This window comes from Paenibacillus sp. DS2015 (assembly GCF_050433705.1).
Taxonomy (GTDB): Bacteria; Bacillota; Bacilli; order Paenibacillales; family Paenibacillaceae; genus Paenibacillus_AQ.
The window spans coordinates 1-22,734 of record NZ_JBNPWS010000023.1 but is presented as its reverse complement, the minus strand read 5'-3'; the positions used below and the strand labels follow the sequence as shown (position 1 = coordinate 22,734).

The 22,734-nt window shown below is 41.6% G+C and carries 19 protein-coding genes; 18 read left to right on the top strand and 1 reads right to left on the bottom strand.

Features of this window, described 5'->3' with window-relative positions:
- Positions 1 to 9: 9 nt before the first annotated feature.
- The 14 genes from J2T13_RS18270 to ligA all read left to right on the top strand — a co-directional run bounded on the left by J2T13_RS18270 (position 10) and on the right by ligA (position 17,061).
- Positions 10 to 1,776: a thiamine pyrophosphate-binding protein gene (locus J2T13_RS18270; RefSeq protein WP_429373800.1), complete on the top strand. Its 1,767-nt coding sequence runs from the start codon at positions 10 to 12 to the stop codon at positions 1,774 to 1,776.
- A 15-nt stretch (positions 1,777 to 1,791) separates the two neighbouring features.
- A complete protein-coding gene (locus tag J2T13_RS18265; RefSeq protein WP_429373799.1) occupies positions 1,792 to 2,745 on the top strand; it encodes an NAD-dependent epimerase/dehydratase family protein in 954 nt (317 codons plus the stop codon).
- Positions 2,738 to 3,733: a glycosyltransferase gene (locus J2T13_RS18260; protein ID WP_429373798.1), complete on the top strand. Its 996-nt coding sequence runs from the start codon at positions 2,738 to 2,740 to the stop codon at positions 3,731 to 3,733. The genes J2T13_RS18265 and J2T13_RS18260 overlap by 8 nt, the downstream gene beginning before the upstream one ends.
- Before the next feature lie 18 nt (positions 3,734 to 3,751).
- Positions 3,752 to 4,495 carry a sugar phosphate nucleotidyltransferase gene (locus J2T13_RS18255; protein ID WP_429373797.1) on the top strand — a complete coding sequence of 248 codons (744 nt, stop codon included), beginning with the start codon at positions 3,752 to 3,754 and terminating at the stop codon, positions 4,493 to 4,495.
- 21 nt (positions 4,496 to 4,516) lie between these two features.
- The gene (gene rfbC / locus J2T13_RS18250; protein WP_429373796.1) at positions 4,517 to 5,065 is read left to right on the top strand and encodes a dTDP-4-dehydrorhamnose 3,5-epimerase; all 549 of its coding nucleotides are present in this window, start codon (positions 4,517 to 4,519) and stop codon (positions 5,063 to 5,065) included.
- A gap of 15 nt (positions 5,066 to 5,080) precedes the next feature.
- Entirely contained in the window at positions 5,081 to 6,103 is a 1,023-nt protein-coding gene (gene rfbB, locus J2T13_RS18245; protein ID WP_429373795.1) for a dTDP-glucose 4,6-dehydratase, read from the top strand.
- Positions 6,100 to 6,972 (top strand): dTDP-4-dehydrorhamnose reductase, encoded by an 873-nt coding sequence (gene rfbD, locus J2T13_RS18240; RefSeq protein ID WP_429373794.1) that lies wholly within the window; start codon positions 6,100 to 6,102, stop codon positions 6,970 to 6,972. The genes rfbB and rfbD overlap by 4 nt, the downstream gene beginning before the upstream one ends.
- Positions 6,973 to 7,062: 90 nt before the next feature.
- Positions 7,063 to 8,019, top strand: a complete 957-nt coding sequence (locus J2T13_RS18235; protein WP_429373793.1) for a glycosyltransferase family 2 protein — start codon at positions 7,063 to 7,065, stop codon at positions 8,017 to 8,019.
- A gap of 188 nt (positions 8,020 to 8,207) precedes the next feature.
- On the top strand, positions 8,208 to 9,125 hold the full coding sequence (locus J2T13_RS18230) for a glycosyltransferase family 2 protein (RefSeq protein WP_429373792.1): 918 nt from the start codon (positions 8,208 to 8,210) through the stop codon (positions 9,123 to 9,125).
- Positions 9,122 to 10,528: an undecaprenyl-phosphate glucose phosphotransferase gene (locus J2T13_RS18225; protein WP_429373791.1), complete on the top strand. Its 1,407-nt coding sequence runs from the start codon at positions 9,122 to 9,124 to the stop codon at positions 10,526 to 10,528. Before J2T13_RS18230 ends, J2T13_RS18225 begins: the two co-directional genes overlap by 4 nt.
- Positions 10,529 to 10,645: 117 nt before the next feature.
- Positions 10,646 to 11,524 (top strand): phosphatidylinositol-specific phospholipase C/glycerophosphodiester phosphodiesterase family protein, encoded by an 879-nt coding sequence (locus J2T13_RS18220; RefSeq protein ID WP_429373790.1) that lies wholly within the window; start codon positions 10,646 to 10,648, stop codon positions 11,522 to 11,524.
- A 289-nt stretch (positions 11,525 to 11,813) separates the two neighbouring features.
- Positions 11,814 to 12,491 (top strand): heptaprenylglyceryl phosphate synthase, encoded by a 678-nt coding sequence (locus J2T13_RS18215; protein ID WP_429373842.1) that lies wholly within the window; start codon positions 11,814 to 11,816, stop codon positions 12,489 to 12,491.
- Between the two features lie 184 nt (positions 12,492 to 12,675).
- Positions 12,676 to 14,997 carry a DNA helicase PcrA gene (pcrA, locus tag J2T13_RS18210; RefSeq protein WP_429373789.1) on the top strand — a complete coding sequence of 774 codons (2,322 nt, stop codon included), beginning with the start codon at positions 12,676 to 12,678 and terminating at the stop codon, positions 14,995 to 14,997.
- Positions 14,998 to 15,048: 51 nt separating this feature from the next.
- The gene (ligA, locus tag J2T13_RS18205; RefSeq protein ID WP_429373788.1) at positions 15,049 to 17,061 is read left to right on the top strand and encodes an NAD-dependent DNA ligase LigA; all 2,013 of its coding nucleotides are present in this window, start codon (positions 15,049 to 15,051) and stop codon (positions 17,059 to 17,061) included.
- Between the two features lie 55 nt (positions 17,062 to 17,116).
- On the opposite strand, the gene J2T13_RS18200 is transcribed toward ligA, so the two are convergent.
- Complete coding sequence (locus J2T13_RS18200; RefSeq protein WP_429373787.1) at positions 17,117 to 18,373, bottom strand: molybdopterin-dependent oxidoreductase; 1,257 nt, start codon at positions 18,371 to 18,373, stop codon at positions 17,117 to 17,119.
- A 252-nt stretch (positions 18,374 to 18,625) separates the two neighbouring features.
- Between J2T13_RS18200 and J2T13_RS18195 the strand changes: the two genes are divergently transcribed.
- The 4 genes from J2T13_RS18195 to J2T13_RS18180 are packed head-to-tail and all read left to right on the top strand — an operon-like array spanning position 18,626 to position 22,231.
- Positions 18,626 to 19,585 (top strand): metal ABC transporter solute-binding protein, Zn/Mn family, encoded by a 960-nt coding sequence (locus J2T13_RS18195; protein ID WP_429373786.1) that lies wholly within the window; start codon positions 18,626 to 18,628, stop codon positions 19,583 to 19,585.
- 19 nt (positions 19,586 to 19,604) lie between these two features.
- Entirely contained in the window at positions 19,605 to 20,399 is a 795-nt protein-coding gene (locus J2T13_RS18190) for a metal ABC transporter ATP-binding protein (protein ID WP_429373785.1), read from the top strand.
- Positions 20,400 to 20,405: 6 nt separating this feature from the next.
- Positions 20,406 to 21,359: a metal ABC transporter permease gene (locus tag J2T13_RS18185; RefSeq protein ID WP_429373784.1), complete on the top strand. Its 954-nt coding sequence runs from the start codon at positions 20,406 to 20,408 to the stop codon at positions 21,357 to 21,359.
- Positions 21,359 to 22,231: a metal ABC transporter permease gene (locus J2T13_RS18180; protein WP_429373783.1), complete on the top strand. Its 873-nt coding sequence runs from the start codon at positions 21,359 to 21,361 to the stop codon at positions 22,229 to 22,231. Before J2T13_RS18185 ends, J2T13_RS18180 begins: the two co-directional genes overlap by 1 nt.
- Positions 22,232 to 22,734 lie beyond the last annotated feature (503 nt).

The window sequence follows — 22,734 nt, the reverse complement described above, 5'->3', positions numbered from 1 at the left end:
GATTACAAAATGAAGCTTTCGGATTATGTAATAGATTGTATACAAAAAGAAGGCGTCTCCCATGTATTTGAATTCATAGGCGGAGCAATCGTTCATCTATTGGATTCTATCTCTTCTAGAGATGATATTGAATGTATATCTGTTCGACATGAACAAGCAGGAGCGTTTGCGGCAGAAGCATATGCAAGAATGAATGGGAAACTTGGTGTAGCTATGGCTACAAGTGGGCCAGGAGCATTAAATTTAGTGACAGGCATTGGAAGTTGCTATTTTGATTCAGTACCGTGTCTATTTATTACAGGGCAGGTAAATACGTATGAATATAAGTTTGATAGACCTATTCGCCAAATAGGTTTCCAAGAGACGGATATTATAAGCGTGGCTAAATCTTTGACCAAGTATGCAGAATTAGTGACAGATCCTTTGAAAATTAGATATCACATGGAAAAAGCCATTTATATAGCGCAATCTGGACGTCCAGGTCCTGTTCTCTTAGACATTCCAATGAATATTCAACGAGCAGACATCGATGTTGAGAATTTGGAAAGTTTCTTTGATAGTTCAGAGTATCTTGATAGTGTAACCAATTACTCTGTTGAAGAAGAAAAGGCTAATAATATAATTCACTTGTTGGAAAGTGCACAAAGACCACTAGTTTTGGCGGGTGGTGGTATTAGGGTTGGGAATGCAGTTGAAGAATTAAATGAATTTTTGAACAAGACAGGGATTCCAGTGGTTAGTTCCTTAATGGGATTAGATGTAATAGCCCATAATAATCCACAATATTGCGGCTTGATCGGTTCTTATGGAAATCGTTATAGCAATATTACATTAGCAAATTGTGATTTATTGATCATATTAGGTTCTAGATTGGATAGTAGACAAACAGGAACTAGACCTGATACTTTCGCTAGAGCTGCAACAAAAATACATGTTGATGTCGATGCGCTTGAGCTTAATAGTAAAGTTCAGGTAGATATTTCATTTCAATCCGATTTAAAGGGATTTTTGGTTGGTATGAATGAAAGGTTAGAGGATTATGTGAAGCCAGATATTAGTCAATGGTTCGAAAAAATCGATAATCTAAAAGGAAAATATCCAACCTATTCATTCACTCCGAAGAATCAGGAAATTGAACCAAATCGGTTTATCCATTTGCTTTCTTCTAAAAGCGAACAAATTGGAACCATATGTCTAGATGTCGGACAACATCAAATGTGGGCTTCTCAATCATTCAGACTTTCTGAGACTCAAAGATTATTAAATTCAGGCGGAATGGGTGCAATGGGATTTTCATTGCCAGCAGCGATCGGTGCTGCGTTAGCTTCTGATAAAGATGTATTAGTTATTGCTGGTGATGGTGGGATTCAATTAAATATACAAGAACTTGATACTATAACTAGGTTGAATTTACCTATAAAGATCGTTGTCCTAAACAATAGTTCTTTAGGAATGGTTAGACAATTTCAAGATTTGTACATGGATGGCAGACAACAATCTACGGTTAATAAGAATCCGTCGTTTATTAATATTTTCAATGCGTACGAAATACCTTCTTTCCAAATGGTTTCTATGGATGATACAGATCAGTTAGATCAATTTTTGAATGTTACTGGACCCGCATTTTTAGAAGTGAAATTAGAAAAAAATACAGAGGTTCACCCTAAGTTGGTTGTTAATAGACCTATTGAAGATATGTTCCCCTACTTGGGACGCGAAGAATTGAAACAAAATATGTTGATAGATCTTGTTGAAGAAATGGAAATTCCAAAATAAAGGAGCTCTAGGATCATGTTGAATAGTTCCGTGAGAAAGATAGCTATATTAGGAGCTACAGGACACATAGCGAAAAATTTGATCTTAGGACTATGTCATACCAATGAATTTGAGATATACCTATATGCTAGAACTCAAGGGAAGTTAGTTTCTTTCCTATCAGAATTTAATTTGTTAAATAATGTTAAGATAGTGGAGTTCGAAGATTTGAATAGTTTTTATTACGATGTAATAATTAATTGTGTTGGTATGGGTAATCCAAATGAGTTATTGGAGAACCCATTTAAGGTGTTTCAGGTCACGGAAGAATACGATAATTTTGTACTGAACTATTTGTATAATTCTAAAGAAACGTTGTCCATTAATTTAAGCAGCGGAGCAGCATATGGAACGAATTTCTTGGAGCCTGCTTCAAATTCGAAATGTTTGAATTTAGACTTGAATAACTTAACAACCAAGGATTACTATGGAATCAGTAAGTTGAATATGGAAGCTAAGCATCGTAGTTTAGTAAACAATTCCATTATAGATCTACGTGTGTTTAGTTTTTTTAGTTGTCATATCGATCTTCAATCTAGGTTTTTGTTAACCGATATTATCAAATGTGTGACGTCAGGGGAAGTGTTGGAAACATCGTCTGATAATATAATCCGTGACTATGTTCATCCTAATGATTTTGTGGATTTGGTAGAATTGTGTATAAAGAAACATTTTATTAATGAAGTGTTTGACGTTTACTCGCTGAAGCCTATTTCTAAATTTGAGATTTTGGATTACTTTACATCAAATCACGGACTGAAAATTAATATCAAGTCTAATGGGAGTGTTCATTCTGTAACGGGTTCTAAAAGTAATTATTATTCTTTGAAGAAAAATGCTCAACACATCGGATATTCTCCTAAGTATAATTCACTTCAAAGTATATCTGATGGGTATAATTCATTGAAAATGAGGAAGTTAAATGAGTAAAATTAGTATTGTTACTCCTTGTTATAATGAGGAGGAAAATGTCGCAGAACTATATCGACAAGTGAAAGAAATAATTGAGAATCTTGGAGCATATGATTATGAACATATTTTTATAGATAATGCTTCAAAGGACAATACCGTTCCTATCTTAAAAGGAATCGCGGCTAAAGATAAGAATATTAAGATTATAGTCAATTCACGGAACTTTGGACATATTCGTTCTCCTTACCATGCATTACTTCAAGCCGATGGTGATGCAGTTATTTTGTTAGTTGCAGATCTACAAGATCCACCTGAGATGATTAAGGATTTCATTAAAAAGTGGGAAGAAGGATATAAAGTTGTTCTGGGTGTGAAAACGCAAAGCCAAGAGAGCCCAGCCATGTTTGCAATTCGGAAGATGTATTATAACTTTATTAATCGTGTTTCAGATATTGAACTGACGAAGAATAATACTGGATTTGGATTATATGATAAACAAATAATAGAAATTCTCAAGGAAATCAACGACCCTTATCCATATTTCAGGGGTTTAATCTCTGACATCGGGTTTGAAAGTTATAAGATTGAGTACGTGCAACCTGTTAGAAAAAGAGGGATCACCAAGAATAATTTTTATACGTTATATGATATAGCTATGCTAGGTATTACTAATCATTCTAAGATTCCGTTAAGATTAGCAGCAATGCTTGGATTCTTGATGTCGGCAGTTAGTCTGCTAGTGGCTTTAGGATATTTGGTGGCAAAAGTTATCTTTTGGAACTCATTTTTATTAGGAACAGCTCCACTTATCATCGGGCTATTTTTGTTTTCTTCAGTGCAATTATTCTTTATTGGAATAATTGGAGAGTACATAGGGTCTATTCATACGCAGATTCTGAAAAGACCGCTTGTTGTTGAGAAGGAGCGTATTAATTTTAGTGCCACTACGGAGAGCTCGAGCGCTTTAGTAAACAAGAGGGATCAGGTTTATAGTAATCAAATTTGAGTAGTAAGGAGGTATTTTATGAAAGGCATAATCCTAGCAGGCGGAACAGGCTCACGTCTATATCCATTAACGAAAGTAACGAATAAGCATCTTCTTCCCGTAGGTAAATATCCGATGATTTTTCACTCGGTCTATAAACTTAAGCAAGCTGGTATTAATGACATTCTAATCGTGACAGGAAAAGACCACATGGGTGACGTTGTTAATCTTCTGGGCAGCGGCAGAGATATGGGAGTATCCTTTACCTATAAGGTGCAGGATGAAGCTGGAGGTATTGCACAAGCACTTGATCTAGCTGAACATTTCGTTGGGGAAGATCAGATGGTCGTGATCTTAGGAGACAATGTATTTGAAGACGATATATATCCTTATGTGCAGAACTTCCAACAGCAGAAGAGTGGCGCGAAAATACTAATCCAAGAAGTACAAGATCCTAAGCGATTTGGAGTGCCTGAACTTCAAGGAGAATGCATTATTTCTATTGATGAGAAACCAGAGCATCCGAAGTCTAATTATGCGGTAACAGGAATTTATATGTTCGATAATAATGTGTTTGATATTGTGAAGACTTTAAAACCATCTAACCGTGGCGAGTTGGAAATCACAGACGTTAATAATGCATATATCAATCGTAATGAGCTTACCTTTGATATTCTGCAAGGATGGTGGACGGATGCTGGTACTCATGCTTCATTAGCACGAGCTAACGAATTGTCGCAGGACTTGAACTTTGGAGAAGCATTCGGCAAATTAAAACTATAAAGACAGGGAGGAACTCTACGTATGAAAGTCACTCCTCTTAAATTACAGGGTGCGAGTTTAATAGAACCAGCTGTCCATGGTGATAGCCGTGGTTATTTCATGGAAAGCTATAATGATGCTCTATTACAACAACAGGGAATTAATTATAACTTTATTCAAGATAATCAGTCTCTCTCCGCAGAACCAGGGGTTCTACGTGGACTTCACTACCAACTTAATCCGAAGGCTCAAACGAAGCTGCTTCGTGTACTCTCTGGAGCAATTTACGATGTAATCGTGGATATTCGTCGGCATTCACCAACCTTCGGTCAATGGGTGGGAGTCATTTTAAGCGAACATAATCACCGTCAACTATTAGTACCCAAGGGTTTCGCACATGGTTTTTGTACGTTGGTCCCGAATACACAAGTATTCTATAAAGTGGACGAGTATTATTCCCCAGAGAACGATAGAGGAATACTTTGGAACGATCCAGCGCTTGGTATTGATTGGCCTACATCAAGTCCGATTCTTTCGGACAAAGATCAACGCCATCCGCTACTTCAAGATGCGGAACTTAATTTTGAGTAGGGGGCAAACCTTTAAATGAAACTTCTTGTTACCGGTGGTGCGGGATTTATCGGTAGTAATTTCGTTATCTATATGTTGCAGCAGCATCCGAATTACCAAATTGTAAATGTGGACGCATTGACATACGCAGGGAATCTGGAGAATCTTAAGTCTGTTGAGAATCATCCGAATTATTCCTTTGTAAAGGCGGACATTACAGATGGTCAGGCCATTGACCAAATATTTCAACAAGGTATAGATGTGGTTGTGAACTTTGCAGCGGAGTCGCATGTAGACCGAAGTATTCTCGAGCCAGAAGTCTTTGTAAAGACCAATGTGTTGGGTACACAGGTATTGCTTGATGCTTCTAAGAAATATGGCGTAACGAAGTATGTGCAAGTATCTACGGATGAAGTGTATGGTTCGCTTGGCGAGACGGGTCTCTTCATGGAGAGTACGCCTTTAGAGCCGAATAGTCCGTATTCCGCTAGTAAAGCGGGTGGAGATTTATTAGTTCGGGCGTATCATGAGACATTCGGACTGCCTGTGAACATCACTCGTTGTTCTAATAACTATGGACCGTACCAATTTCCTGAGAAGCTTATTCCATTAATTATTTCTCGTGCATTGAGTGATCAGGCTTTACCGATATATGGTGATGGACTAAATATCCGTGACTGGCTTTATGTAGAAGACCACTGTAGTGCGATTGATCTTGTTATTCATCAAGGACGTGTGGGTGAAGTGTACAATATTGGGGGAAACAATGAGCGGACGAATCTCCATATTGTAAAGACGATTCTACAAGAGTTGAATAAACCAGAATCTCTCATCACCTACGTGGAGGATCGATTAGGGCATGATCGTCGCTACGGAATAGATCCAACGAAGCTTACACAAGAGTTAGGCTGGAAGCCGAAGCATAATTTCGAGACTGGAATTAAAGAGACGATCCAATGGTATCTGAATCATAAAGATTGGTGGACACGTATTCAATCGGGAGAGTACCAACAGTATCAGATCACACAGTATGGAGAGCGCCTAGGGGATTCTCTATGAAGGCACTTGTAACAGGCGCTACGGGTCAATTGGGAACGGATGTCGTCAATATACTGCGTAGCAAGGGTCATGATGTGCTTGCGTGTGATCGGAACGAGCTGGATATTACGGATCAGACACAATGCCAAGATGTGGTTAGTCAATATCGGCCAGATGTGGTTATCCACTGTGCGGCATATACAGCGGTTGATCTGGCTGAGACAGATATAGACGGTGCTTACAAAGTGAACGCTGTAGGCACGAGAAATATAGCGGTGGCAGCAGAAAGCATTGGGGCGAAACTGATTTATATCAGTACGGATTATGTCTTTGATGGTACTAGTAAAGAACCGTATCAAGAGTATGATAATACGAATCCCCAAAGTATATACGGCAAGTCTAAGCGTGCAGGAGAAGTATTGGTGCAGAGCCTTTCCTCAAAGTATTTCATCGTACGCACATCGTGGGTATATGGTATTCATGGGAATAACTTTGTTAAAACTATGCTACGTCTAGGTCAAGACAAGCCTTCTCTAAGAGTTGTACATGACCAGAAAGGCTCTCCAACCTATACGGTTGATCTGGCCAACTTCCTATTAGAGCTTATGCAGACGGAAAAGTACGGTGTTTACCACGCATCTAATAGTGGTGCGTGTACATGGTATGAGTTTACACAGGCTATCTTTGAAGAGGCTCGTTCGTTGGGAATTAACATTATTGCTCAGCCAGAACCTTGTACGACAGTTGAATTTCCGCGTCCGGCTCACCGTCCAGCTAATTCGGTCATGGAACACTTATCCATCCGAGGTAACGGTTTTCAGGACTTACGGCCATGGAGGGCAGGACTTACAGACTTCTTACAGCAATGGAGTGTAATTGAAATTAAATAGATATGCCAATGAATCCCTCGATCTCTTCCCAATTGATCGGGGGATTCAGTTATAATAGTAAGTAAAACTAATTATAAAGGATAGGCTCCCATGAATAGTTCTGTTAGTGTACATATCGTAACTTATAATAGTGCTAAAGATATCTCTACATGCTTACAAGCATTACAAGTACAAACTTATCCTATACAGCAAATAATCGTGATTGATAATGCTTCATCTGATGATACGATACAGCAAGTGAAAACTCACTCCCATCTGTTATGTGACATTATTGAACTTTTGGAGAATGAAGTTAACGTTGGTTTTGCTCCTGCTCATAATCAAGCTATATTATTATCTTCGACTGACTATGTACTTGTGCTGAATCCAGATGTGACATTACATCCTGATTATATCAAGCTCCTGATTGAGCAGATGGAGAAGCAATCCGACATAGGAAGTGCGACTGGTAAATTACTGCTCAGTTCTAATCCAGACGTCGTAGATAGCACAGGCCTAATTATGAATAAGCATTATCGGGCTTTCGACCGTGGAGCGGGGGAACTCGCTATGCAGTGGAGTGAATCTGGAGAAGTATTTGGCGTGTCTGGAGCGGCTGCACTCTACTCTCGAAATATGATTGAGGATATCAGCATACATGATGAATTCTTCGATAGTGATTTCTTTGCATATAAAGAGGATGTAGATGTCGCATGGCGTGCACAACTACTAGGATGGAAGTCTTATTATCTAGCAGAAGCGATTGGGTATCATGCTAGAGGATGGAAGCAAGGAGGGCGGTATAGTCAGCCTCTTTTCATACGAAGGGCATCATACATCAATCGTTATAAAATGATGTACAAGAACATGGAACGCTCTAGCAGCATAGTGAAATCCATTATACGTATCATACCTTATGAAATCGCTAGTAATGGATATTTTCTACTACGTGAACCAAAAGTGCTCGGGTCTTGGTTAGGTTTCTTCAAGCAGTTACCTCAATTGAGAACGAAACGTAAAGATATTCTGTCCAAGAGTCTGTCCAAGAGACAAGCGCCCCTTGAGTGAAGTAAGGGCGCTTGTCTCTGTCTCATTAATATTGAGACTATATCCTCCGCATATTCCCTCTTTCTCAACACATAACGATAGTAGTTTTGTATTAATATCTGTAATTCTATTGCTTATTTCTCCTACATTACGTCCCTTATGTTATAATGTCGATAGATTACTATATTTGTCAGGAAGTGCTATTCATAATGGATTTAAGTATTCTTATTGTTAATTACAATACATGCAAGCTGACGCTGGACTGCCTGCAGTCCGTATTTGCTTCGAATACAGGTTATACCTTTGAAGTGATTGTCGTAGACAATCATTCTATCGATTCATCTATCGACAGAATCTCGGAAGAGTTTCCTCAAGTGACACTAATCGCTAATCAAGACAATACAGGATTCGCTAAAGCGAACAACCAAGGGATGGCGATTGCAAAGGGACGTTATACGCTACTTCTGAATTCAGATACGATCGTGCAGGGAGATACGCTACAGACGATGATCTCCTTCATGGATGAGAATCCTACTGTAGGAGCATCAGGGTGCAAAGTGATTCTGCCAGATGGATCGCTCGACAAGGCGTGCAAACGAGGTTTTCCGACACCGTCTGCATCTTTTTATTATGCCTTTGGTTTTAGTAAATTCTTTCCCGATCGTCCGAAGTTTAATCAATATCAGCTTGGACATCTGGATCCGGATGAGGAATATCCCGTGGACTGTTTGGTGGGGGCCTTCATGATGGTTCGACGAGATACCATCGCGCAGGTGGGCGGTCTTGATGAGACCTTTTTCATGTATGGGGAAGATATAGATTGGTGTTATCGCATGAAGCAAGCAGGCTGGGGTATACATTACTATCCTCGCACATTCATTATTCACTATAAAGGTGGCAGTGCCCGCCGTAGGCCTACACGAATTATTTATGAGTTCCACCGGGCCATGGCTGTCTTCCATCGCAAACATTACAGAAAACAATACCATTGGATGACTAACGGAACCATATATATAGGTATAGGGCTGAAATTCACATTAGCGTTGCTGAAGAATAAGCTTCGAACTCGTCAGCCAGAACAACTACCCAAACCAGCAGCAGATCATCAGGTAGAGGTGAATTCATGATCCGCAGAAGTCAGGGTTTTTTAACCCAACTGTACATAGCTACCGATTTAATTGTTATTCAATGTTCTTTCTTAATAGCATGGTGGCTGAAATTCGAAAGTGGCTGGATTCCATATGAGAAGCCGCTGCCAATTCAGACGTATACGTTATGGAGTATGGTGTATGGAGGTATAGCTATTCTATCAGGTATTGTTCTGACGTTGTACTCACCCAAGCGAAAGAAACGATTCTCCGATGAATTTGTCAAAATATTTCAAGTGCATCTCATCAGTATGTTCATGTTACTTAGTGTGATGTTTATATTTAAAGAGGTTGATATTTCTCGGGTGTATCTAGCGATCTATCTAGGGTTTAATATCTCATTGATCATACTTTATCGTTATGCCCTTAAAATCTCACTTAAGCACTTTCGTCAAAAAGGCTACAACCGACAGTTCGTATTGATCGTGGGAGCGGGTACCCTAGGCAAAAGATTCTACAACAATCTGAGGCAGTATCCTGAATTAGGTTATGAGGTCGTCGGCTTTTTAGACGATAATCAGGAATGGGATAATGCAGATGAACAGAATTTTAAGCCCATTCTCGGAAAGTTGGATAATCTTGAAGACATCCTTAGTCAAGAACTCATAGATGAAGTTGTTCTAGCTCTACCGCTTGACGCACATTCAAAGTATACGAATATTATCGTACTGTGTGAAAAAGCTGGTGTACGAACACTTATCATACCGGATTTCTTTGACTACTTACCCGCTCGTCCATACTTCGACAACTTTGCGGGTATGCCTATGATTAACGTGAGAGATATCCCACTGGATGTCGCTGGGAATCGTATATTCAAAAGGTTGTTCGATATCGTATTCTCGTTATTTGCTATTATCATAACTTCACCTGTCATGCTGTTTGTGATATTAGGGGTCAAGTTAACGTCTTCGGGTCCTGTTATATTCAAGCAAGAACGTGTGGGGCTTAATCGCCGCCCCTTTATGATGTTTAAATTTCGCTCCATGAATATACAACCAGAAGGAGCAGTGGATACAGGCTGGACCGTAGAGAACGATCCACGACGTACTCGTTTTGGTTCATTTATACGATCAACAAGTCTAGATGAACTACCGCAATTTTTCAATGTGTTGTTTGGACATATGAGCGTGGTAGGGCCTAGACCTGAAAGACCTTACTTTGTCGAGCAATTTCGTGAGGCTATTCCTAAATATATGGTTAAGCATCATGTACGACCAGGGATTACAGGCTTAGCCCAGAGCGAGGGTCTACGCGGTGATACATCGATAGAGGACCGTATTAGTCATGATATTTTCTATATTGAGAATTGGTCTATTCTATTAGATGTTAGAATTATTCTGAAAACCATTCGGAATGGAATTAGTAATAAGAATGCATATTAAAACTTAAATATTCCCATCCCAATGAATACCTCGTTTTGTCCCAGACAAAACGGGGTATTAGTATTTAATACAAACTCAAGAATCGTTGTATTCTACTTACTAAGGATGTGTCCCCCTATGAAACGAATCATCGCTCTCCTATTATTAATAGGAATTGCAAGTGGATTAATGGTTATATCGAATAGAGAAACTAGTAGCGCCCCCAGTAGTTTCTCCGACTATAAGCTTATATCGCATGCCATGGGAGGCATACAGGAGCAGGCGTATACGAATTCATATGAAGCATTTATTGCGAATTACGAACAAGGAAATCGAATTTTTGAAGTGGATCTTCTCTTCACGGATGATGGTCATCTCGTAGCGCGCCATGAATGGTCGCAGTATATGACAGAGCTATTAGAACAGGATGAGCAACTACCTGACGCGCGCCAAGCCGCCCAACTTTCATATCAGGAATTTAAGGATAGTGAAATATTGGGGAAATATAAGGCGCTGGACTGGGATGATATTCTGGATCTGATGGAGAAGTATCCCGACATCTATATAGTGACGGATACGAAGGAACAAGAGGCGTCTGGATTATTGAAACAATTCAAGGTGTTGGTAGAGGAAGCAGAGAAGCATAACCCATTGTTATTACAGCGTATTATTCCCCAGATCTATAATCAGCCCATGCTGGATACCGTGACAAGTGTATATGATTTTCACTCCATTATTTACACGTTATATGAATCGAAAGATAGTGATCAAGAGGTGATAGATTTTGCCAAAAAACATGATCGTATCCGTGCCATAACGATGCCGGAGCATCGTGTAACAGATACCTTTATTGCTGGGCTCGACAATGCAGGATTGGACACTTATGTGCATACGATTAACGATACAGAACAAATGGAGAAATACGAGAAGATGGGTGTACACGGATTCTATACAGATGATCTGGCAGAGAGAGAGGTATCCTCAACCCAACCATGGTATGTATTAGGAGCTAAATGAATTTTTGATGAAGTCTATTCCTTCATACATAAAATAAGTGTAATATTTTCACGGTTGTCTTAGTCATGGTTATCATATATCCCATATTCGCCTATAAGACCTGCTCTCCAGAGAGTTCAGGTCTTTTCTTCATCGATAAACGAGCTGTGCTTTGGGACAACATTCGTTTACCTTGACTTTTCCAAATGTTCGCATATCATACGAACAAAAATTGACACTGCTCCCTTGCTGTCATAGACTAGATTTAGAGCTTTATGATGTGACGTGGAGGGTTGAAGATTTGAAACAAATGATGAAAGCCTGGAAGCATGTATTTAAGCTTGATCCAGACCGTGAGATCGATGATCAGAATCTGGATGCGATATGTCTGTCGGGAACGGACGCGATTATGGTAGGTGGCTCGACAGGTGTAACTTTTGAGAACACGGTAGATCTTTTGTCGCGTATACGGCGTTATGAATTGCCTTGTGTACAAGAGGTATCGGATATGGAATCCATCGTGCCTGGATTTGATCTATATATGATCCCGATGGTATTGAATAGTTCCGATCCAGCTTGGATTGTAGGTCATCAACAGCAAGCGATTGATCGTTATGGCTATATGATTCCATGGGAGCTTCTTGTAACGGAAGGTTATATTGTGCTGAATCCAGATTCGGCTGTGGCGCGGCTTACAGATGCAAATACGTCGCTAGATATTTCTGGTGCAGTAGCCTATGCGCAGATTGCGGATAAGCTGATGTCGTTGCCGATTGTCTATTTGGAATATAGCGGGATGTTTGGCGATATGGAGCTTGTTAGAACGGTGAAAAATAAGCTCAATCAGGCGCAGCTCGTATACGGTGGTGGAATTACAGATTATGCTAAGGCTAAGCAAGCAGCAGCTGTCAGCGATACGATCATCGTGGGCAATATTGTTTACGAGGACTTAGAGCAAGCTTTACTAACCGTATCTGCGGTGCATTAGCAGCCAACGCACAGTTCTGACCAACGCACTGTTGACGCACTATAAACGCTTTAAAATGCACTATAAACGATCTATAAACACACTATACACGCATATGAACGCTTTATGAACGCACAATAAGCACTCTATTAAAGCACTTAATTATTTATAACATGAACCTATATTTGGAAGGAGCATAACCTCGATGCAACCGATTGACATATATGAAGCAATCTCAAAACTCAATCCACCGCAGCAACAGGCTGTTGAAGCAACGGACAAGCCTTTATTGATTATGGCAGGAGCGGGAAGTGGTAAGACAAGGGTATTAACACATCGGATTGCATACTTGATTGCAACACGCAAAGCTCCACCGTGGGCTATTTTGGCGATTACCTTTACGAACAAAGCAGCAAGAGAAATGCAAGAACGCGTATCGAAGTTAGTGGGAAGAGAAGGAAGAGATATTTGGGTGTCAACCTTTCACTCGATGTGTGTACGTATTCTGCGTAAAGATATCGAGAGAATTGGATTCTCATCCAGCTTCTCCATTCTAGATTCTACGGACCAACTTTCCGTTATCCGTGGTTGTATGAAGGAACTAAATATCGATACTAAGAAATTTGAGCCTAAAGCGATCCAAGCCCTCGTGAGCTCAGCTAAGAATGAATTGCTTACCCCTGCGGAGTACGAGCAGAAGTCTGGCGATTATTTCGAGGAATTAGCAGCTAAGGTGTATCGAATGTATCAGAGAAGACTGAAGAACAATAACTCTCTCGATTTTGATGACTTGATCATGACTACGATTCAACTATTTAAAGAAGTCCCAGAAGTGCTCGATTTCTATCAAAAGAAATTCCAATATGTTCATGTCGATGAATATCAGGATACGAACAAAGCCCAATATATGCTTTGTAAGATGTTGGCTGAAGGCCATCACCGCATTTGTGTCGTTGGGGATAGTGATCAGTCGATCTATCGCTGGCGTGGAGCAGATATTAGTAATATTCTTAACTTTGAAGAGGATTACCCTGAGGCGCGCACGATCTACTTGGAACAGAACTATCGTTCGACCTCGAATATCCTGAATGCGGCTAATGAAGTGATTAGTTTGAATACAGGACGTAAACCGAAGAAGCTGTGGACAGATAAAGGCGAAGGCCCGAAGATCAAAGTGTATCGTGCGGATTCCGAACATGATGAAGGGTATTTCGTAACCTCAGAGATTACTAAGAATGTGAAGAATGGTCAGTCCTATCAGAAGCATGCCATTCTGTATCGTACGAATGCTCAGTCCCGGGTTATAGAGGAAATTCTGATCAAGTCAGATATTCCCTATCAGATTGTAGGAGGAATTAAGTTCTACGATCGTAAAGAGATCAAGGATCTGCTCGGTTATTTGAAGCTGCTATCTAATCCAGACGATGACATTAGTTTAACTAGAATTATTAACGTCCCGAAGAGAGCTATTGGGGATACGACAGTAGCCAAGCTAGCGGCAGCCGCTTCCGAGAAGGGAACTTCTATCTTCCGTGTACTACAGTTTGTAGATGACCTTGGTTTTGCTGGCCGGACACGTAACGCACTCGTTGGTTTTTACGATATGATTGCTTCTTTACATCAAATGGTCGAATATTTGTCTGTTACCGAATTAACGGAGAAAATACTTGAACTATCAGAATATCGTCGTGAACTTGAGAATGAAAAAACACTTGAATCTCGTTCGAGATTGGAGAATATTGAGGAATTCCTGTCTGTAACGATGGAATTTGAGAAGAACAATGAGGATAAGTCGCTTGTTTCCTTTTTGACAGATTTAGCGTTGATTGCAGATATCGATAAAGTGAATGATGATCCTGAGGAAGAGACCGATGCTGTTATTCTCATGACGATGCATAGTGCCAAAGGACTTGAATTTCCGGTCGTGTTCATTGTGGGGATGGAGGAAGGTGTATTTCCACACAGCCGTGCTTTTATGGACAATGAAGAGCTGGAGGAAGAACGTCGCCTTGCTTATGTTGGGATTACACGTGCGGAGCAACAACTGTTCCTTTCCTGTGCTAAGATGCGAACCTTATTTGGACGGACAACAGCGAATGCACCTTCGCGCTTCCTAGAAGAAATCCCAGAAGAGTTGAAGGAAGACACCGTAATGGAGAATGACCGCTATAAACGAGGCACGAATGGCGGAGGTTCATACGGAGGACGTGGTCTAGGTAGTGGTGGAGGAAGTAACTTTGGACGTAGTGCATCGAATTCATCTCTAAGCGGATCGACCGCTTCAGCGGCAAAGGGTAAAGTCACAGTCACCACATCTACGCCACAACGAGTGGTGGAAGCAGGAAGTGCATCGGATCCAGCCACACTCAAAGCAGGAGATAAAGTATCTCATGGCAAATGGGGCATCGGCGTCATTGTCTCGATCAAAGGAAGTGGCAACGATACGGAGCTCCAGATCGCATTTCCAGCCCCTGTAGGTGTGAAACGTCTGTTAGCTGGCTTTGCCCCAATTACTAAAGTAGAGTAAGTCGTGAATACAACGATAACGGATTAAATTGAATAGTGGAGGATGGCCTGTATGGATTCTATGCATACCATGGAGCAGCTCGTAGGCGAACTTAACAAGTATAATTACCATTACTATACGATGGACAAGCCGCTGGTAAGCGATAAAGAGTACGATGTACTGTACGATCAATTAGTTCAGTTGGAGAAGGAAAGTGGGATCATTCTACCTGATTCCCCAACCCAACGGGTGGGCGGCGAATTGCTCAAAGGCTTCGAACCCCACCGTCATCTTGCGCCGCTCTGGAGTCTAGATAAGGCGCAGAATATAGAACAACTTCGTGTGTGGCATACGCGAGCAGAGAAACTGGTTGCCGACTATAACGTTAAGAATCCAGATAGTCCTCTTCCGAATCTACGTTATGCGGTAGAACTGAAATTCGACGGATTGACGCTTAACTTAACTTACAAAGATGGTTCGCTTGTACAAGCGGCTACACGTGGAAACGGAACTGTAGGCGAAGGGATCCTGGCTCAGGTGAGAACCATTAAGTCGGTACCGCTAACGATTCCGTTTAAGGAAGGCACCGTTGAGGTGCAGGGCGAGGGTATCATGAACTTGTCGGTACTCAGTGATTATAATGCCAGAGCGGCAGAGCCGCTGAAGAATGCGCGTAATGCGGCTGCTGGAGCTCTACGCAACCTGAATCCCAAGGCGACGGCAGATAGACGGCTAAGTGCTTTCTTCTATAATGTAGGCTATGCCAATCGTATTGATTTTGCAGATCACCAAGAGATGATGGATTTTCTGCGTGACAATCGCTTTAAGGTTAATCCTTTTATCACCTATTTCGAACAGTTCGACGATGTGACAGAGGAATTGGCCAGCATTGTCGAACGCCGAGCAGGTCTGGATTATTTAATCGATGGGGCTGTTATCAAAATTGTTGATATTCCTACGCGAGAAGCCCTGGGATATACAGATAAATTTCCACGTTGGGCGGTAGCCTACAAGTTTGAAGCAGAAGAGACGACGACAGTTCTTGAGTCGGTATCCTGGGAAGTAGGTCGGACAGGTAAAATCACCCCAGTAGCCAGAGTGGAAGCTGTAGAACTCGCCGGAGTAACCGTACAGAACTGTACTCTGAACAATATTGGAGATATTGAGCGGAAGAATCTGAAATATGCATTAGGTGCACGTGTATTTATTAGAAGATCTAACGATGTTATCCCTGAAATCCTCGGTAAAGTAACAGAGGAGAATGATGGAGAAGAGATCGTCTTTCCTTCAGCATGTCCGTCATGTGGGTTTCCATTAGAGCAGAAGGGGGCTCATCTCTTCTGTAACAATCGACTTGAGTGTAAGCCACAATTGATTGGGCGTATTACACACTTTGCCTCTCGTGATGCGATGGATATTGATACTTTTAGTGTCATGACAGCAGAGCTACTGCATAATGAACTTCAGGTTAAAGAACCTGCTGATCTTTATACTTTAGCTTTTGACGACCTAGTGCAACTAGATCGGTTTGGTGAGAAGAAAGCGAAGAACTTATTGCAGGCATTGGAGAAGAGTAAGGGACGTGATCTTGCATCTTTCCTGTTCGCGCTGGGCATTCCGAATACAGGAAAAGCCACGACGCGTATGTTGGCTGATCATTACCGAGATTTACACGCTGTCATGGCAGCGACTGTAGACGAGTTAGTGGCTTTGCCAGATGTAGGTGGCATTGTAGCCGAAAGTATCGTGAACTTTTTCGCGGATCCGTTCATGCGGACGGGTATTGAGCGAATGTTGGCCTTAGGTGTAGAGGCGAAAGCCCCTGAAGCGCCACGTGTGATTTCCACAGACTCTTTCTTCAGTGGGAAGACGGTCGTACTAACGGGAACATTACACCAACTTACGCGTGATGAAGCTGCAGATCGGATTGAGGCACTTGGCGGAAAAGTGAGCGGTAGCGTATCTTCCAAGACCCATCTTGTCGTTGCGGGTGAGAAGGCAGGAAGCAAGCTAACGAAAGCGAAGCAACTTGGTATACAAGTGATTGAGGATGAGGATGAATTCATCCGGTTACTTGAATCTTAGGTTCACCTCTATTATAAAAGCAGCAGCCCAGATTATAAGGGCTGCTGCTTTTTTTTTAATAGTTCATTTTATTTGTCTTGGCTACCCAAGCATCTGTATCATAACCTCGTTCTTCCCAATAACCAATATGATCCCCTTGGATGAGTTCTATGCGATTCAACCATTTCACAGATTTGTAAGCATACATCCGTGGCACGATCAATCGAACAGGGCCTCCAAGATCACTTGGGATTGGCTTGCCATCATGTAGAACAGCGACCAGCACATCATCCATCTCAGCTTGTTTTAACGTGAGTGAGTCGGTATAGACATCATCACCAGAATAGAACTTTACGGTTGTGGCTTCAGATTTCACCCCCGCTTCTTTCAGTAACGTCCTGCGAGGAATACCTTCCCAAGTATTGTTATATACAGACCAACCCGTCACACAGTGGAAATCACTAACTTGTACGGTGCGGCTGAGTGTAACGAACTCTTCCCAATTCCACAGTGATGAACGATCCACTAAGCCATCTAGTGTGAAGAACCAATTACTATTATCAAAAGAGGGAATAGGTGTAACCGTATAGACTCTAAAGGAATTTTGGGCACCCCCACCAATAGGCGGTAAAGAATCGGCGGCTGGGGTTGGTGCAGGAAGGAGCCGGTTGGCATCCTGATTGATTAAATCCTCTGTCGTTGAACCGGAGAAGCTCAAGCTGCGACCGAACCATTTTACAAATGATGGACCTAATGTCACAACAATGCCCACGCCAATGGCAGAACGAAGGAATTCACGTCTCGTATAGAAAGGTTGTGGTGAGCCAGGAATAGATTGTTGTTCTGTGGCTTTTCCTGTTTTTATCGTTCGCCTATGGGGTTGTTTGAGCCACTGCGTACGCGTTATAGAGTGATAGATAATATAAGGTAGTCCTATCCAAGTTAGTAAATCATGTACGATAAGTGCAGGATTAGCCCACATCGGTCCAAGTATTCGGAACTGCCATAGCACCACACCTGAGATGAACCAGCCTACTAATAAGGAGAGCACGAGGATGACGTTAAATTTTTGCCACGGTTTACCTTTGAGTTGCCGCCAATGCTTGTTAACAAGAAATAAGTAATACACGACAGGAATAAGGAGAATGAGTCCCACGACGATATGAAGCCATTTCAGCCATACACGCCCTTCACCAAGCAGCTCTCTCCAGAACCCACCGAGTAGTATTAATCCACTAAAGGCTAGTACGGCAACAATAATCGCATTCCAATAATGAATGGAGGAGAGTTTGCGACCGAATCCTTTTCTTAACTGCGTAAGCCATTGTCTCAACCCAAATCCCCCTTCAAGGTGATTCACCCCATTAGTTCAGAGATATTTGTCTCTATTATACCTTTTCATAGGTTTCTTTTAAAATAGCGCAGGTTCATCCTAAAAAAATTTTAGGCGAAGTGGGTAAAGGGGTTGCAATTTGTGTTGTTATGCCATAAAATTTGCACTAGGGAAACATTATTGGTTCGTACTAAAAATAAGTCTCTAATAAAACATAGTTAGTCCTATGAAAAATAAAAAGGAGCTGAAAAAATGAATGTAAGAGTTAACCGTGGTCCATTCGTTCGAGGGTTGATGACCCTATCTATGTTATGTATGTTGTTTGTGCTTGCAGGCTGCGGATCAGAAGACAATGAAGCGGGAGCCAAGGAAGGTAAAATTAAAATCACAGCTACGATCGGAATGATTAGTGACATCGTGCGTGAAATTGGAGGCGAGCATGTCGAAGTCACAGGACTCATGGGCCCTGGTGTTGATCCCCATCTCTACAAAGCATCTCAAGGTGATATTCGTAAGCTAGACCAAGCGGACATTGTATTCTACAACGGACTGCATCTAGAAGGTAAGATGACGGATATATTGGAGAAAATGGGTGCTAAAAAAACAGTTGTCGCGGTCTCTGAGGACATTGATAAATCGAAGTTACGCTCAGGTAAAGATACAGGTGGGACAGAATATGATCCTCATATCTGGTTCGATGTGAAATTGTGGATGCAAGCATCTCAGAAGGTCGTAGATACGTTAAAAGAGTCAGACCCGGATCATGCGGATGATTACACTTTGAATGGTGAAGCGTACTTAGCCCAGCTCACAGCATTAGATCAAGAGGTCCGAGAATCCATTAATGAAATTCCGGAAGCGACGCGAGTACTTGTAACCGCCCACGATGCTTTTGGATACTATGGTGAAGCCTACAATATTAAGGTGATGGGCCTTCAAGGAATAAGTACAGCAGCGGAGTACGGCTCTAAAGATGTAAGTGTGTTACGCGATTTCCTTATCGATAATAAAATCAAAGCCGTTTTCGTAGAATCAAGCATTCCACCTAAATCAATGGAGGCCATTATTGCTGGGGCTTTAGAGAAGGGACATCAGGTACGGATCGGTGGTGAATTGTATTCTGATGCGATGGGGGCAGAGGGCAGTGAGTCGGATCATTACATCGGAATGATTCGGCATAATACCAAAGTCATTGCGGAAGCACTGAAATAACGAAGAGGAGGAATCTCTCATGGGAAAAGTGTTGAATAAAGCGGATAGATTTATAGATGCGCCGCTTGAGGTCCAAGGATTGACGGTTGCTTACCATAAGAAAGCCGTGTTAGAACAAGTCTCTTTTTCTGTTACACAAGGAAGTCTGATTGGACTAATTGGCCCTAATGGTGCAGGTAAATCCACCTTACTTAAGGCCATCCTTGGTCTCGTTCCTACAGTATCTGGTCAGGTCAAAATATACGGCAAGTCCTATAAGGAACAGCGTAAACGAATAGGATACGTGCCTCAACGTGAGTCTGTGGATTGGGATTTTCCTACAAATGCACTGGATGTGGTGATGATGGGCAGATACGGACATCTGGGGTGGATTCGCAGACCGGGTAATAAGGAGCGAGAAATGGCCCTCGATTGCCTTCATAAAGTAGGCATGGGCGAATATGCCAATCGGCAGATTAGTCAACTATCAGGTGGCCAGCAACAACGCGTATTTCTAGCAAGAGCACTTGTTCAGGATGCAGACTTATACTTCATGGATGAGCCGTTTGCAGGTGTAGATGCGACGACGGAAAAGGCTATTATTGTCCTTTTGGAACAATTGAAAAAAGAAGGCAAAACGGTGCTAGTCGTCCATCATGATCTTTCAACAGTTCAAGAGTATTTTGACCATGTCTTATTATTAAATGGTGAGTTAGTGGCTTCAGGTCCTGTCCAAGAGGTATTTACGCCAGACTTACTTCAGCAGACATACGGAGGACGGATCGCTGTCCTTCAGGGTAGTGGGGACTCGGTCCTACTTAAGAACGGTGGGTGATCAACAATGATGAATAGTCTAATCGAATTTTGGCAGGATCCTAATAGTCGTTGGATTATGTTCGGTTGTATGTTGCTTGGACTGAGCAACGGGGTCATTGGGTCGTTCTCCTACCTACGTAAACAAAGCTTGCTTGGTGATACATTGGCTCATGCTGCTTTGCCGGGTATCTGTATCGCATTCTTGCTTACAGGAACTAAATCCATCGGATTATTTCTAGTGGGTGCATTAGTGGCGGGGGTCATTGCTACCTTTGGCATCCAATGGATTACGAAGTATTCACGGATTAAGCAAGATACTGCAATGGGAATTGTCCTTTCCTTCTTCTTCGGCATAGGTATTCTTTTGTTGACCAAAATCCAGCACAGTGGCAGTGGGAGCCAAAGTGGTCTAGACAAATACTTATTTGGTCAGGCAGCCTCTATGGTTGCGGAAGATGTGTACCTGATGATGGGTGTTTCTATCTTACTAATCATTATCTGCTACTTCCTATTTAAAGAATTCAAGCTCATTAGCTTTGATGCCGGTTTTGCTAGGGGGATGGGACTACCTGTGGGTGTATTAGAGCAGATGCTATTATTTCTGACCGTCGTTGCCGTTGTTGTTGGGATTCAAGCTGTAGGTGTCGTTCTAGTCGCAGCATTATTAATTACACCTGCAGTAACGGCTCGCTTTTGGACGGATCGTCTAAGTGTTATGGTGATCCTCTCAGGAATTATTGGCGCTTTGAGCGGAGTTATGGGTACTTACTTCAGTTCTACAGTCTCTAATTTACCTACAGGTCCAGTCGCGGTGTTAGTTGCGTCAGTGTTGTTTCTATTCTCTGCATTGGCAGCGCCTCGTAGGGGCTGGGCTAGCAAGTGGATTCGACAATACAGAATGCGTTCATCTTATAAAGACATTAAGAAGAGTAGAGTTCAGCATGGCGAGTTAGAAACGAATAAGGGGAGGGGGATGTAATGACAGATTTTTGGATTCTCCTAACAGCTATCCTAGTATCGACCTCATGTGCGATTCTCGGATGTTTTCTAGTCCTTCGTAAAATGGCACTAATCGGTGATGCGATTAGCCATGCTGTACTTCCTGGTATTGCAATTGCCTTTCTGATCAGTGGTTCCCGTGATTCCGTGTTTATGCTTCTAGGGGCAGCAGCATTTGGTCTCTTAGCAGTATTACTCATTCAGAAACTACAGAATAGCGGACTACAAGCAGATGCCTCTATTGGTATTGTGTTTACAGCGTTGTTTGCTATAGGCGTTATCATTATTAGTATGAATGCACAGAATATCGATCTTGACCTTGATTGTGTCTTGTTCGGAGAGATCGCCTATGTCCAGTGGGATACACTATCAATGAATGGCATCGATATTGGACCGAGAGCGGTATGGATCCTCGGAGTAACACTGATCTTAATACTGGTGCTTATGAGTTTGTTCTATAAACAGTTCAAGATTTGTGCTTTTGATCCGGCATTAGCTGCTGCTTGTGGTATTCCTGTTATGCTCTTCCATTATATGTTGATGGGAATGGTATCTTTAACTTCGGTGGCATCGTTTGAAAGTGTGGGTGCTATATTGGTAGTAGGCATGCTCATTATTCCTGCTGCGACAGCTTATCTATTGACCGACCGTTTAAGCTACATGTTATTGTATAGTGTGTTAATAGGTGTGGTCTGTTCTGTACTGGGATACTACACAGCATTCTGGTTAGATGCTTCTATTGCTGGGTGTATGGTGACCGTTGCGGGTTGCCTGTTCATACTTGCTTTTATCTTCTCACCTTCACATGGACTGCTAAGTCGCAGAATCAGCCGCAAACAACTTGCTGCATAATAAATCTGTCCTCTGCTTATAGCAGGGGGCATTACTTTGTATATATCTATCAATCTACTTATCAATTCTAGTCTTTGAGATTAGTCTATACAGTAAACTAGTTTTTTTTGAAAAAAAGCTTGCACAGCCTATCAAAACATGATATATTATTTGATGTCGCCTCGGACATTAGATTTTGAAATAAAAATCTTATGGAAAAAAAGAGTTGACATTGAATACGTGAAAATGATATAATATTATTCTGGCTCAAACGAGATTGTTCGTGAGACAGAACAATAAGTTCCTTGAAAACTGAACAAATGGATGATGTAATTTTTAAAAACGAAAGAACATTTATGTTCTTGTCAGTTTGTTTCAAAATGAGCATATCGCTCTTTTCATTCGATGGATGTTGGATCGCTGCAAAGTTGATCTGGCATTCATCTCCAGATGATTCCGAAATTGTTGCAAAGCAATTTAGAAATCATCTCTATTGGAGAGTTTGATCCTGGCTCAGGACGAAC

Bases quoted from the DNA above. Each gene is read 5' to 3' on its own strand.
- J2T13_RS18265 (WP_429373799.1), top strand. From the start codon at position 1,792: ATGTTGAATAGTTCCGTGAGAAAGATAGCTATATTAGGAGCTACAGGA.
- J2T13_RS18220 (WP_429373790.1), top strand. From the start codon at position 10,646: ATGAAACGAATCATCGCTCTCCTATTATTAATAGGAATTGCAAGTGGA.
- J2T13_RS18190 (WP_429373785.1), top strand. From the start codon at position 19,605: ATGGGAAAAGTGTTGAATAAAGCGGATAGATTTATAGATGCGCCGCTT.
- J2T13_RS18230 (WP_429373792.1), top strand. From the start codon at position 8,208: ATGGATTTAAGTATTCTTATTGTTAATTACAATACATGCAAGCTGACG.
- J2T13_RS18195 (WP_429373786.1), top strand. From the start codon at position 18,626: ATGAATGTAAGAGTTAACCGTGGTCCATTCGTTCGAGGGTTGATGACC.
- J2T13_RS18225 (WP_429373791.1), top strand. From the start codon at position 9,122: ATGATCCGCAGAAGTCAGGGTTTTTTAACCCAACTGTACATAGCTACC.
- J2T13_RS18185 (WP_429373784.1), top strand. From the start codon at position 20,406: ATGATGAATAGTCTAATCGAATTTTGGCAGGATCCTAATAGTCGTTGG.
- J2T13_RS18260 (WP_429373798.1), top strand. From the start codon at position 2,738: ATGAGTAAAATTAGTATTGTTACTCCTTGTTATAATGAGGAGGAAAAT.
- ligA (WP_429373788.1), top strand. From the start codon at position 15,049: ATGGATTCTATGCATACCATGGAGCAGCTCGTAGGCGAACTTAACAAG.
- rfbD (WP_429373794.1), top strand. From the start codon at position 6,100: ATGAAGGCACTTGTAACAGGCGCTACGGGTCAATTGGGAACGGATGTC.
- rfbC (WP_429373796.1), top strand. From the start codon at position 4,517: ATGAAAGTCACTCCTCTTAAATTACAGGGTGCGAGTTTAATAGAACCA.
- J2T13_RS18235 (WP_429373793.1), top strand. From the start codon at position 7,063: ATGAATAGTTCTGTTAGTGTACATATCGTAACTTATAATAGTGCTAAA.
- pcrA (WP_429373789.1), top strand. From the start codon at position 12,676: ATGCAACCGATTGACATATATGAAGCAATCTCAAAACTCAATCCACCG.
- J2T13_RS18255 (WP_429373797.1), top strand. From the start codon at position 3,752: ATGAAAGGCATAATCCTAGCAGGCGGAACAGGCTCACGTCTATATCCA.
- rfbB (WP_429373795.1), top strand. From the start codon at position 5,081: ATGAAACTTCTTGTTACCGGTGGTGCGGGATTTATCGGTAGTAATTTC.
- J2T13_RS18215 (WP_429373842.1), top strand. From the start codon at position 11,814: ATGATGAAAGCCTGGAAGCATGTATTTAAGCTTGATCCAGACCGTGAG.
- J2T13_RS18270 (WP_429373800.1), top strand. From the start codon at position 10: ATGAAGCTTTCGGATTATGTAATAGATTGTATACAAAAAGAAGGCGTC.
- J2T13_RS18180 (WP_429373783.1), top strand. From the start codon at position 21,359: ATGACAGATTTTTGGATTCTCCTAACAGCTATCCTAGTATCGACCTCA.